Raw genomic sequence first — 12,461 nt, 5'->3', positions numbered from 1 at the left:
ATGAAGAGGATGGACATCATTTACTTTGTTGAAGCAGGAGGATGATACTATGCAGACACAAGAAGCAATCAAAGACTATCTTTTAACCAAAAAAAGTGTGACGAAGCTGGAAATCACAAAATTCTTATTAAAAAACAATTTCTTTATCACCGTGTCGTATCTGGCAAAAGAATTCAATATGTCCGAGAACAATTTTTTGATTTATATCAATGAGCTGAAAAAGGATGTCGAACGTCTCGAGATCCAGTCTGTAGCAATCATCACACAGCAAAGATTTGTTAAAATAGAAACTACAGATGACAGCAGTATCGACTGTTACTATCGGCTTTTTGGTCTTTACTGCACAGAAGCAACCAATTATTCGATCATGACTGCTCTGTTGAATAACCAAATCACTTCTATCCTTGCCCTCAGTCGCCGGACAAACTACAGTACCTCATATCTGTATACCAGAATGAAAACAGTCAACAGTTTTCTATCGCTCTATGGTATTACTATTCGGTTTTCCCAAGCAGGAAAAAAGCTTGTTACGGGCAGCGAATTTCAAATCCAATACTGCATCCTGGATGTTTACTGGAATATATTCTCAAATACATCACGCCCCTTCCAAAAGGAAAGCGAAGAGTCTGTCGCCTACATGCTCAACCGCTATTTCAAAAAGGGGATGCTGATCAGCCTGAACGGCGGACTAATGGATAAACTCTATCTATTATTAAAAATCTGTACCACTAACTTTCCTTACACCTCTATAAAAGAGATCCAGCAGGTCATTCAAACATATCCGGAAAGCGTCGTCTTTCTCGATAAAAACATTGATTTGCTTCATGAGGACATCCACTTAAGTGATGAGCAGCGCATTATTCTCAATGTGCTGGTCCGCCTTTCTTTGCCTAAAATCGAAAGTGATCAGGGAAATCGGCGCCAATACGATATCCTTTTAGAAAAGAAAATGCCTTCTCTGATTTATTCCAAATTATTGGTTGAAAAATTTTGTGCGTTTTTTGGTCTGAGCATTCCGGAAAATCAAAAAGTCCTGCATATTCTAAATTCACTTAGAAACAAACTCTATAACGAATATTTTTGCGAAACACAGCCAAACACACCTTTGCCCTCTTTCAGCTTATACAAAGAACGTGAAAGTTTTCTGCTTGTCAAAGAAGAAATCAAAGACTTCTATTTAGGCTTCAGAGAAACGTATAGCTACCTTATCCCTGAAGTAGCAAAAAAAGAAAATGTCGATTGGGTGGTCGAGGATCTGTTCCATCTCCTTGATCGGTATAAAGCAGCTCGGCCGATCATCATTGGCATCAACTACACTAGAGATTACTACGTCAGTGAAGATATTATAGGGAAGATCGAGCAGATATACGCCTCTGATCACATTGCACTAAAAAAGAGATTCATGGAAACCTGTGACATCGTCATCAGTGATTGCCCACTCCCTAACCTTCCGGAGCCTATCAAAAGAATCTATCTATTGAATGAAACAGTTGAACTAGATGACTGGGAAATGATCATCAGTAAAATCGGAACATATATTTTCGAGATTCGGGCGCAATCGTTAGGGTAAAATGAAAAAAGAGGCTGAGACAGAAGTGTTTAGCTACAAGCAATAAGCCGGAATTCACGAAAATTGTTTCACAAATTTTTGTTGAATTCCGGCTTATTGTCGTAGGAGCTACTTCTGACTCGCCGTTTATTCGGATTTAGGGTATGGAAAAGAGTGGCAACAGATTATTGTCCCACTCTCTTAAAAATTCTGATAAACAATATAGTCTTCTCTATTTTTCAGTAAAAATTATATATAATAAACAAAAACAAAAGCACGATTGTCAAAAATACCAGCCCGCTGATTCTCATATATTTCAATTCCTTGTTCAGCTTTTCTTCCATGCCTTTGAGACCGTATATCTTTCCTTTAAAATAGATGATCGAAAGCAGATTTGTGATTGCCGCTATGACTATCACACCTAGCATCCAACGATTTTCCATGTTGCCTGAAGGAAGATACAGCAAAATCAACAGCAGTATTTCTGTAATCACCGGTCCCAACCAATAAACCTGAGTCAGCTCTGCAAGCTTTTCACGCTTTTTGATATCTTCAACAATATTCGATCCTTCCAACAATAAGCTATCTAAAGATAACTCAAATAAATGAGCGATTCGAATCAAGCTTTCTATATCTGGTGTCGTTCTGCCATTTTCCCAATTGGAGATGGTTTTTTTAGATACAAATATTTTTTCTGCCAGCTGATCCTGTGTCAGCTTTTGTTCTTTGCGCTTGTCTTTCACTACTTGACTGATTTCCATTTTTCTCACCTACAACTGATTATTTCGTATACTATTTTCCATTTAGTCTACGTATATTCTCGTATGTTGGCAATAGAAAGTTGTTTCCACCCTTGATTTATAGCGGTTTCTCCCATATTTAGCATTCATATAAACTTCACTGCACAAGTAAAAAAATTCCGAAGAATATTCGTATTTTTTTATTCCTCAGTCAATCAGCCAAATTTTCTATCCGCTTTTTTTCAAAGAAAATATAAGCAACTACACCTAAAAGCATAATAATAATTGCGACAATGATTGCTGCCATCCCTGCATAGATCCCGTAATTTGTTGACAAGATACCTGTGACGATCGGCATTGTGATGCCGCCTATACCGCCAATGATCAACAACCAACCCATTGCCATCGGGTATTTCCTAATTGATGGTCCGGCAATTGTCATCGCTGTCGGATAGATTCCGCCCATCGAGGCACCTAAACCAAAGATAGCCAAAACGATTACTGAAAAGCTTTGTGTTGACAACAATAGGAAGTAGAACAAGCTTGCTCCTACACTGATAAACAGTAATAAGTGACTGCGCTTCAAACGATCGCCAAAAAAGGTACAGAGCAATCGTCCTGACAAGATTGCCAGCCAAAGCAATGAAGCCAGTAATTGTGCTTGTTGAACATTCATGATATGCGCATCCACAAAATATTTGACTAGCCATCCTGTAATTGCAGCCTCAGCACAGAGATAAAAGAAGAGAATAACAACCGTGTTCCAGAAAAGTTTATCCTTAAAAAATGTATAGCCGCTCTCTTTTGATGAATGATTGGAATGAGGCTGTTCCTCCTCTATAGACATTTTTGAAAACATCCATTGAGAAATCAAAATCAGCACAATAACCACCATACAGCTGACCTGCCAACCTCGTGAGCCAAATAGTGCAGTAGACACAATTACAAGAAATGGCGCCAGCAGCGCACCAACTGCAAATAAGCTGTGGAGAAAATTCAAGGCCGCAGGACTACTGTTTGAAACATCATTTACTGTTTTGTTATTAAAATTAGAAATACTGCCCCGACTGATTCCTGTAAAAAAGAAAGCTACAAGTAACAGCCACGGCTGCCCTGTAACAATGATCAGTAGAAATCCAATCACAACAAAGCTGCTTAAAAATAAAATAGAATTCTTACGTCCAATATAGGTAGGCAAAATACCAGCAAGCAATCCTGCCAACAGATTACCAGCTTGATGACTGGAAATCAGCATACCACTGACTGTATCATTCAGCTCATACGCATCACTCAGTAAGGGCAACAGTGAGCCGAAAATCATTGCATACAGCCCGTTAACAAAAAAAATAAAGAAACAGCAACGAATGATATATTTGTTCGTCTCACTTAACTCCTCATAAAACGAATTCTTCAACATTTTAATTAAACCCTTTCCATTTTCACTCATTTTTTATAGCTTAACCCAGCCATTGTTTCCTATTAAGAAATTCAGATTTCCAAAAAATAAATACAATACCACTATCATAGGCTGAAACGAAAAGAAATTCAAGCTCTTTTAGGAAAAATATGTAGAAAAGAATCCTTGCTTCCACTAAAAATATGGACGTATTACTACGTTAATAGACAAAAGAAAGTCTTCTCATCTATTGAACAACCCACTTTTGATTTCTCTCATTCAAAAAGACAAAAAAAGCAGGTTCGATACTCTGCCGAATACCCTCCCGCTCTCTTTAGTCTTTGCCCGTTCATTTTACAAATTTACTTTCGCAAATCTTTTTACTGATTTCTTATAGGCTATCAGAATTGCAAGACCATATAGAATTCCACCTAATATTACTATTGGCAATTGTTTGATTTGATCATTCATTTTAACAGAATCCAGCCAAGCAAGCTGCGGAATATGAACGATCCCTTCCGCCAATACAGCGATAACTGCGGCTGCTGCGGCACCGATAAAAAATGGCAGCCCAATTTTATAAGCTGTTTTAAAATAGCCTGTCAGAAACAGATAATTGAATACAGCAAATATCATCAAGCCAAATCCATAATACGCAACATTTGCCTCGATTCCCACCGGATTTCCGTCAGAAAGAAACAGCAGGCGTAAAAAAGCAAATGGGATAGAAATCAAAATCAATGCGAGCTGAGAAATCACTACCACAAGCATTTTTGACTTCACAACATCCTTTTTTTTGATTGGTAAAAGTGCAGTATAGTAAATATCATTTGTTTCTCTAACATACATGAAATTAACAAAGTTCCCGATACAACTGAAAAGAAAGACCATTGTATATGGGTAGGCAGGAACTAATAACAGCGGCCCCATCATCGTAAAAATATATAGATTAGGATGTGCAGCCAAACGAAGCTCCTTATAAAGCAGATTAGAAATCATAATGCTTTCCCTCCATTCGAATCATGATCTCTTCTAAAGACAAATCCTGTATATCCTCCGGTGTCTTCAGGTATTGAAAAGAATCAATAAATGCAATCTTTTCCGCAGATTTTATCAACGCGCCATCTTTGATATAAATGATCCCATCTGCACATTTTTCCAAATCAGAGGTAATATGTGTTGAAAAAAGGATACTTCGCTCCCCACTTTTTACGATTTGAAGAAAAATCGTGATCAGGTCATCACGAGATACTGGATCGAGCCCGCTTGTTGGCTCATCAAAAATCAAGAGCTTTGCATGATGCGACAACGCCAGCGCAATAGAATATTTCACCTGCATCCCTGCAGATAATTCCTTGATCTTCTTCTCCGGATCTAAAGAAAATTCAGACAAATAATTCTGATACGCTGCGTCATCCCAATTTGTATAAAATCGTTTCGTTACTTTCGTGATATCTTTGATTTTTTTCTCTTTATAAAAATCTACACCACCCAAAACAACGCCTAAATTCTGTTTACAGTATATTTCTTCCGTGAAAAAATCTTTGCCGAACATCTCGATTTCCCCATGATCGATCGGGATCAAGTTTAAAATAGATTTCAATGTTGTTGATTTTCCCGCACCATTTTTTCCAATCAAGCCAATGATTTTCCCCTTTGGAATAATAAAACTGATATCCCGAATAGCGAAGGAAGGATATTCTTTCGTTATGTTTTTCACATCCAGCAATGTCATCTCAATGCTCCTCACTTTTTGGAATAAGCTTATCAACTGCTTCGCCTGTTACCCGAGTAAAGGTCGAATTTTTGATCATCGCCAGCCCTTCTGTCGCCGGACTTGTGTCTCCCAGCACTACTAGCGAATCTCCTGCTTTGATCCCAAGGGTATCTCTTGCCTTCTTCGGCAACACAACTTGACCACGCTCACCAACAGTTACAACGCCAAAAATATACTTATTCACAGGTCCGATCGGCATGCCCGCTTCTTCCGGATCATGACGAACGAGATCGTTCAAAGATACCTCATATAAATCTGCCAGAGAAGCACAGTTGATCAAATCGGGCATCGTCTCCCCGTTTTCCCATTTGGCTACAGCCTGACGGGATACACCGATTTTCTCAGCAATATGCTCCTGAGACCATTTCGTTTTATTTCGTAAATAGCGTAAATTCGCTGCGACAAGATTATTTTGATTATTCATACTTTTCACACCTCTCTGCATTAACTATATCCTACTTCTCACATCATGCACACCAACCATCGATAACAATATTTGTTAACGAAAGTTGCCTGTATCGATAGACACCCCTTTCTCCTTAACTGCTTACAGTAGAGTACAAAGAAAAACAGCTGCACAGGAGAGGAGTTCTCTGCATAGCTGTCTTTAAAAATATGATCATTCACGAACCAACGCTTGCGTTGTACAGCGGAAAGAACCGCCGAAGATTCTGGAAATCTGATAATCGATGCTCCGCACCTCGATCCCTTTGGCTTCGATCTTTGCGATAAGCTCTGAAAATGCACAATCTGTGATATAAACATTCTCATTTATAGGAAGACCATTTGTCATCAGTATGGAGGCTTCTTTCAGAGAAACGTAGATTTTCTTCCAGCTCTGCAGTTGCTCTGGGATACCATCTAAAAATGCTTCTTCACACACGATCATCAATCCATCTCGCAATAAGCTCAACGCACAATCTAAATGTAAAATGTGCGGATGCAGTCTTACTGGAATCACTTCAAAATCAAAATACCCCATGATCTGCTGCAGCCAATGGATCCCTTGCAAATTACTCGCTAATCCGGAATAACCAACAAAAACAGTTTTACCTAAAACAAGAACATCGCCACCTTCGATGAATGGTCCTGTCTCACTGGCTGTACCATCTGAAATATCTGGTTGAGGAGCCGCAAAGTAATAGCAATCCACTGCAGAAGTCCACTCAGTAATGATTGGGCGAAGGGGCAGAATTTCATGACGTCGATGCATGAACTTCAAATTTCCCTCTATCAAAACATTGCCAATCGTAAAAAAAGGATCTCGTGAGAAGAAGTTGCTATAGCCTGCTCCGGATGCTCTACCAGACTCCTTTTCATAGGCTGTCAACAGTCTTGGCCTCAATACCTCGACACCATAAGACTCTAGCAATGCTTTCATCGCTTCTTTTTCGCTCTCCCACTGTTCTTGTTTTTCACTATCAGCTTCCGACAAATCCATTCCGGCACTGTCTCTTGCAAGACGTGCATTTTCTTCTGTCAAAAAGGAATCATCAAATTCCGCTTCCCCGGCCTCTGACGGAAAACAGAATTGAGACTGTGCTAATACTACGGAACGCAACGGCGCAAATTCACTGACAACATTTATTTTCTTCATCTCTGTTTCCTCCCTAAGGATTTCTCACGACTCAGGATAACGGTAAAAGAATAGAATGTCGACGATAACGCTTTGATTATTCTAATTAGCTTCACGATAAACCGATCTTTCCCTGTCATAGATTTTATATTTAGATGTCTTTTTTCTATAAAATAACTGGAGTTAACAGAAGATTTCCCAATACTGTTTTTCACCTTAAGAAAATCTTAAGTCATTTCTTTCCTGTTGACTGTTTTCATTATTTCGATATAATCAACAGTATCGTACAGATAGCACATATCTTAAATGTGCCGAAATAGAGGCGAGATTCTTTGGAATCTTGTCTCTATTTTTTTGTCTAGTTTTACAGACCAGCTTCTTCGACAATAAGATAATTTATCCTTAATGGCAAAGGGGCACCATTAGGTCAAGTTATCCTATTGCTTGAAGCTCCCAGTCTGTTCAGCTTTTCTTATTGTCTAGCTTTACAGACCAGCTTCTTCGACAATAAGATAATTTGTCCTTAATGGCAAAGGGGCACCATTAGGTCAAGTTATCCTATTGCTTGAAGCTCCCAGTCTGTTCAGCTTTTCCTACAAAACAAAGAGGTGAAGAAAATGAAACATATGAGAACTTTTAACGTATACCTGGCAATTCTTGCTACTGGTGTACTAACATTCAGCGGTGTCTTGATCGAAACGGCCATGAATGTGACATTCCCAACGTTGATCGCACAATTCAATATCAGCACTGTTCAGGTACAGTGGGTCACAACAATCTATTTATTAATGATTTCCATTATTGTTCCGCTCTCTTCGTACCTAACAAAGAACTACAGCATGAAAAATCTATTTACGAGTGCCATTATCCTGTTTATTCTCGGCGTCTCCATCAACTGTATTCCAATCAATTTTTCCCTTTTGCTGATGGGAAGAGTGTTTCAAGGAATTGCTACAGGGATTGCCCTCCCCTTGATGTTTTCGATCATTCTAACAAAGGTACCGCTCAAAAATAGAGGAATGATGATCGGTGTCGGAACATTGACAACCTCCATCGCTCCCGCCTTAGGGCCAACCTACGGCGGATTGCTGACTTCTACACTTGGCTGGTCGTATATCTACATCTTTTTATTGCCAGTCTTGGCGATAGCTGCCATTATCGGCCTATACGCAATTCCAGAGGAACCCGTTGAGAAAACTGAAAAACTTAACCTGCCAGCAACTCTTGCCTTAGCTGTTATGTTCAGCTCGCTACTTCTGTCCTTCAATTATTTCGAACAACCAATTTTTTGGCTTATCCTAGTCATCGGTATTGGCAGTGTATTGATCTTTTATGAATGTAATAAAAAAAATCCATTATTGGATTTATCCGTTTTCCAAAATCAACCTTTCAGGAGCTGTTTATTCGGCTTCCTAGTATTTCAAGCGATGCTTCTAGGCGTTTCCTTCATCATTCCTAATTTCATGCAGATCGTCTTTAAAACCTCCGCTTCTCAAGCAGGAGGGATGATGTTCCCCGGCGCCTTAGTAGGTGCTGTATTTGCGCCAATTTCCGGAAAAATCCTTGATCGCTTAGGTGCTAAAAAACCAATTTTACTTGGACTGATCCTCTCACTCACTGGTTGGAGTCTCCTTTCTCTTCTATTGGCCAGCGGTACAATCTATTTGATTATCGGCTGCCATGTTCTTTTCATGATTGGTCTTGGGTTAGCATACAGTAATTTAATGACAGTTGGACTTTCCGCTATCTCAGTTGAAAAGCAAAGTGACGGCAATGCTGTTTTCAGCACACTGCAGCAATTCATCGGCGCTGTTTCAACTGCTTTTGCAGCCCTCATCTTAAACCTTTCACAAAAATCAGCAAGTAATCCGGCAGCAGGTACAGTTATCGGTGGAAAGCTGACTTTGCTTTGTCTACTAGCTCTACTGATCCTCAGCTTTGTGATAATTTTTATCAGACTTGTTGTGTTACCAGCAAAAGCTGTTGATTGAGTAGCATTGTGGTACAGGTACAAAACAGACCGATTCTTGATACCAGAATCAGTCTACGCTAAAAAGGAAGAGGCCGAGGCAGAAGTATTTAGCTACAAGCACCAGGTAGGTACTTTTCAGCATCTGCTCTGCTTACTTTGTAAGCAATCACAGTGATTCACAGCAATAAGCCGCTTCTGACTCGCCGTTTATTCCGATTTAAGGCATGGAAAAGAGTGGGAACAGATTATTGTCCCACTCATCTCCTGTTTACTATTTTTATAGGGCTGTTGCATTTGTATCCAAGCCATCAGAATCTTCCGTTTCATCTGTTGATGGAACGAATCCTTCCGGTAATGAATCCAAGATGTCCTCGACCGTTGGGATTTCAAAGCCCTCCGGTTTTTCTTCAGACCAGGTTTTTCCACCATCTGTTGAATACTTCATCTTCCTGTCTTCGCCTTTAGCGATCACACTATTTTCCGGCACCTCAAGTCCTTCTGGTACTTCCTCCGACCAGGTTTTTCCTTCATCTGTTGAATAAACTACTTTTCCATCCTGCAGCTTCATCAAAATCCCTTCGGCTACTGACATTGTAAAGCCATTCTCTATCCAATCCTCGATTTCCTGCAACGGATCGGACCAGGTTTTCCCACCATCATCCGAGTACTTCCATTGCCCATTTGACGGATCATACTCTGATACCTGTTTTCCATCTTCGCTTTTCCAAGTGACCGTACCATCATCGCCAACCTCTACTCCCTCTGGTGCTTCGTCTGTCCAAGTTTCTCCACCATCAGAAGAAAATTGCCATGAATCATTTTCCCGCTTCATGATCACACTATTTCCGGACTCATCTTCAAAAGGGAAATCAGCGATTTCTCCTTTCGACTCATTATTCATCCCTTTTATTTTTTCCGATTCATAGTATAAACGGCCGTCATTTCCTTCGTAAATTCCTTCCGGAGGTGTTTCTGTCCAAGTTTTTCCATCATCAGAAGAGAACTGCCATTTATTATTGCTTCTTCTAATTTTTGTTCCTTCAAGATTAGCCTTCTTTTCAGCAGAAGATGAGACATTGATTGCCGGTGCTGCGGCCTCTTCTGCCAGCGCAGTGCTTTTTCCAGTATAGTAAGCACCAATTGCCAATCCTGCAACTAAAAGAATTGCTCCTGTTCGCACACGGACAGGCAGCTGTTTTAACGAATGATACCATTGTTTATTACTCATCCGTCCATTCGTTTGCTTTTCATCATCATTAAACTTTTTATCATTCATATCGAATTCCTCTTTTCTGTTGGTTTATTTTACACACTCACTATACTGAGCGAACCTTTAGTGAACCTCTAATCGTAAAAATGCTTGCGCAAATCAAAACCAATAAAATATGGTAGGATAAAAACAACTTGGAAATGAAGAAATGATTTAAAAGGGGAATATACTAAATGAAGCTTCTTTTAGTTGAAGACGAACAAATGCTCGCAGAAGCCGTAGCCCAAATGTTGAAGAAAGATGGTTATTCGGTCGATATAGCTGAAGATGGAGAAACGGGCTTGGATTGTCTGCTTTCCGGTATCTATGATATTGCTGTACTGGATATCATGCTGCCAAAAAAAGATGGAATTACCTTATTAAAACAAGCACGTACTGAAGGAATCGATACGCCGATATTGATGCTTACAGCAAAAGGAGAATTGATGGATCGTGTCGAGGGCTTGAATAACGGTGCGGATGATTATCTGTGCAAGCCATTTCAATACGAAGAGCTGCTGGCCCGCTTACGTGCCTTAGGCAGACGAAAAAAGGAATACCAGAACGAAGGACTCCTTACAGCCGGAGATTTTACACTAAATCCTTATACCTGCATGCTTACTACCGAGGAATATTCAATCAAGTTAACAAACAAAGAGGCTGGTATCTTGGAGATGCTGGTTATCAATCATCCGCAGCTTTCTACAAAGGAAAGCTTCATTGAAAAGCTATGGGGCTTTGATTCAGATGCCGAAGATAAACATGTGGAGATACAGATATCTCTTTTACGAAAAAAATTAAAACAGGTACACAGTCACACACAAATAAAAGTCATTCGACGACTGGGCTATCTATTAGAATTCTCAACGAGGTGATTTATGTTAAAAAAGTTTCGAAATCGACTGATCCTCATGATCATGGGATTGATTACAGTCATATTGGCCACAGCTTTGATTGCAGTATATGTGATGACCTCATTAAGGCTTCAATCAGAAAACGAAGAACGGTTGAATCGAACAGAAGAGCTATACATCACTAATGGTGAGCTGCAGTTCGATGATACAGTCAGTGAAGAGACACAAAAAGATGGACAATTGACCTTCAACCGAATCTCACCGGGTTTAGGTGTTTATTTCAATATGCTGGTGGATAAAGATGGACAGCTAGTCATGATCGATTCTACTGTCGAGCTGTCGCAAAAGCAATATGAAAAAGCTGCAGGTCTTGCTTGGAAAGCGCAAGATGGCGGAACGGTTGAACTAGCCGGCAGAGAATGGCAATATTCCGTGGCTCCCGCTGTTGCCTCATTGATCACAGACCAAAAACAGCAAATCAACCAGCAAAATCCAACGTATCAAATTCGCTTTCTGGATATCACTGATTCTAAAAATGTACTGACTTCTCTAAGTCGAACACTATTGATTGTCGGTGTTATCCTCTTGCTGTTCTTTTTCTTTTTGACCGTCTTTTTCTCCAACTATGCGGTGAAGCCGATTGCCAATGCATGGAAAAAGCAGCAGCAATTCATTACCGACGCTTCCCATGAATTGAAGACACCCTTAAGCATCATTCGTACAAATACCGAAGTTCTCTATGCCAATAAAACAGATAAAATAGAGGATCAAATCAAGTGGGTAAACTATATTTCTAAGGGGACGAAACGAATGGAGCAATTAGTGAATAGCCTACTATACCAAGCACGCGTAGATACTGTCGATCCAGAGCTGACATTCATAGACGTTGAAATCGATACGCTGCTGCATGATGTCTTGGCGTCTTATGAATATCGGCTTTCTGTGAAGAATATTTCTCTGGAAACGGCGTTCGTTCCAGCGATCATAAAATCAGAGCCAGTATTACTGAAAAAACTGATTGAGATCCTGCTGGACAATGCAGTTAAATATACTGATAAAAATGGTGAAGTCAGCCTCACGCTCTCATATGAAAAAACGGGAGCCACGATCACCATCAAAAACTCCGGTGAAGGAATCACAGCGGAGCATCTGCCAAAACTGTTTGACCGCTTTTATCGAGTAGATGAATCCAGACATAGCGAAAACAGCTACGGCCTGGGCTTGTCAATTGCCAAAGGGATCATTGAACAGCTGAGAGGGGATATTTTAGTAGAAAGTCAGCCTGGAGCATATACTCTTTTTACAATCAAGCTGCCTAAAAAAATATAATGCTTATTTTGAAGCAAAT

Annotated in this window: 11 protein-coding genes; 4 read left to right on the top strand and 7 right to left on the bottom strand. The window is 39.9% G+C overall.

The window, feature by feature from the left end; translation table 11 throughout:
• Positions 1–49: 49 nt before the first annotated feature.
• On the top strand, positions 50–1,570 hold the full coding sequence (locus I6N96_RS14060) for a helix-turn-helix domain-containing protein (protein WP_209558181.1): 1,521 nt from the start codon (positions 50–52) through the stop codon (positions 1,568–1,570).
• Positions 1,571–1,788: 218 nt separating this feature from the next.
• Here the strand turns inward: I6N96_RS14060 and I6N96_RS14055 are convergent, their stop codons facing one another.
• The 6 genes from I6N96_RS14055 to I6N96_RS14030 all read right to left on the bottom strand — a co-directional run bounded on the left by I6N96_RS14055 (position 1,789) and on the right by I6N96_RS14030 (position 7,059).
• Positions 1,789–2,310: a helix-turn-helix domain-containing protein gene (locus I6N96_RS14055; protein ID WP_209558180.1), complete on the bottom strand. Its 522-nt coding sequence runs from the start codon at positions 2,308–2,310 to the stop codon at positions 1,789–1,791.
• Between the two features lie 190 nt (positions 2,311–2,500).
• Positions 2,501–3,706, bottom strand: coding sequence for an MFS transporter (locus tag I6N96_RS14050; protein ID WP_209558179.1), 1,206 nt, complete (start codon positions 3,704–3,706; stop codon positions 2,501–2,503).
• Positions 3,707–4,039: 333 nt separating this feature from the next.
• Positions 4,040–4,684: an ABC-2 transporter permease gene (locus I6N96_RS14045; protein WP_209558178.1), complete on the bottom strand. Its 645-nt coding sequence runs from the start codon at positions 4,682–4,684 to the stop codon at positions 4,040–4,042.
• A complete protein-coding gene (locus tag I6N96_RS14040; RefSeq protein ID WP_209558177.1) occupies positions 4,674–5,420 on the bottom strand; it encodes an ABC transporter ATP-binding protein in 747 nt (248 codons plus the stop codon). Before I6N96_RS14040 ends, I6N96_RS14045 begins: the two co-directional genes overlap by 11 nt.
• A gap of 1 nt (position 5,421) precedes the next feature.
• Complete coding sequence (locus I6N96_RS14035) at positions 5,422–5,886, bottom strand: helix-turn-helix domain-containing protein (RefSeq protein ID WP_209558176.1); 465 nt, start codon at positions 5,884–5,886, stop codon at positions 5,422–5,424.
• Positions 5,887–6,081: 195 nt separating this feature from the next.
• Positions 6,082–7,059: a dimethylarginine dimethylaminohydrolase family protein gene (locus tag I6N96_RS14030; RefSeq protein ID WP_209558175.1), complete on the bottom strand. Its 978-nt coding sequence runs from the start codon at positions 7,057–7,059 to the stop codon at positions 6,082–6,084.
• 596 nt (positions 7,060–7,655) lie between these two features.
• Here I6N96_RS14030 and I6N96_RS14025 point away from each other — a divergent pair.
• Positions 7,656–9,029, top strand: a complete 1,374-nt coding sequence (locus I6N96_RS14025; protein WP_245186980.1) for an MFS transporter — start codon at positions 7,656–7,658, stop codon at positions 9,027–9,029.
• Positions 9,030–9,287: 258 nt separating this feature from the next.
• Here I6N96_RS14025 and I6N96_RS14020 read toward each other — a convergent pair whose 3' ends face one another.
• Positions 9,288–10,286 carry a sialidase family protein gene (locus I6N96_RS14020; RefSeq protein ID WP_245186979.1) on the bottom strand — a complete coding sequence of 333 codons (999 nt, stop codon included), beginning with the start codon at positions 10,284–10,286 and terminating at the stop codon, positions 9,288–9,290.
• Positions 10,287–10,453: 167 nt separating this feature from the next.
• Between I6N96_RS14020 and I6N96_RS14015 the strand changes: the two genes are divergently transcribed.
• On the top strand, positions 10,454–11,134 hold the full coding sequence (locus I6N96_RS14015) for a response regulator transcription factor (protein WP_209558174.1): 681 nt from the start codon (positions 10,454–10,456) through the stop codon (positions 11,132–11,134).
• Between the two features lie 3 nt (positions 11,135–11,137).
• Entirely contained in the window at positions 11,138–12,442 is a 1,305-nt protein-coding gene (locus I6N96_RS14010; protein ID WP_245186978.1) for a sensor histidine kinase, read from the top strand.
• The last annotated feature ends 19 nt before the right edge of the window (positions 12,443–12,461 follow it).

The sequence above is a fragment of the Enterococcus larvae genome (assembly GCF_017830045.1).
In the GTDB taxonomy this organism is placed as follows: Bacteria; Bacillota; Bacilli; order Lactobacillales; family Enterococcaceae; genus Enterococcus_L; species Enterococcus_L larvae.
This window is presented reverse-complemented; position numbering and strand designations above follow the sequence as displayed.

What these genes read in the sequence shown, in the direction of transcription:
- I6N96_RS14035 (WP_209558176.1), bottom strand. Translation starts at nt 5,886, where the DNA reads ATGAATAATCAAAATAATCTTGTCGCAGCGAATTTACGCTATTTACGA.
- I6N96_RS14055 (WP_209558180.1), bottom strand. Translation starts at nt 2,310, where the DNA reads ATGGAAATCAGTCAAGTAGTGAAAGACAAGCGCAAAGAACAAAAGCTG.
- I6N96_RS14025 (WP_245186980.1), top strand. Translation starts at nt 7,656, where the DNA reads ATGAAACATATGAGAACTTTTAACGTATACCTGGCAATTCTTGCTACT.
- I6N96_RS14045 (WP_209558178.1), bottom strand. Translation starts at nt 4,684, where the DNA reads ATGATTTCTAATCTGCTTTATAAGGAGCTTCGTTTGGCTGCACATCCT.
- I6N96_RS14060 (WP_209558181.1), top strand. Translation starts at nt 50, where the DNA reads ATGCAGACACAAGAAGCAATCAAAGACTATCTTTTAACCAAAAAAAGT.
- I6N96_RS14040 (WP_209558177.1), bottom strand. Translation starts at nt 5,420, where the DNA reads ATGACATTGCTGGATGTGAAAAACATAACGAAAGAATATCCTTCCTTC.
- I6N96_RS14030 (WP_209558175.1), bottom strand. Translation starts at nt 7,059, where the DNA reads ATGAAGAAAATAAATGTTGTCAGTGAATTTGCGCCGTTGCGTTCCGTA.
- I6N96_RS14010 (WP_245186978.1), top strand. Translation starts at nt 11,138, where the DNA reads ATGTTAAAAAAGTTTCGAAATCGACTGATCCTCATGATCATGGGATTG.
- I6N96_RS14015 (WP_209558174.1), top strand. Translation starts at nt 10,454, where the DNA reads ATGAAGCTTCTTTTAGTTGAAGACGAACAAATGCTCGCAGAAGCCGTA.
- I6N96_RS14020 (WP_245186979.1), bottom strand. Translation starts at nt 10,286, where the DNA reads ATGAATGATAAAAAGTTTAATGATGATGAAAAGCAAACGAATGGACGG.
- I6N96_RS14050 (WP_209558179.1), bottom strand. Translation starts at nt 3,706, where the DNA reads ATGTTGAAGAATTCGTTTTATGAGGAGTTAAGTGAGACGAACAAATAT.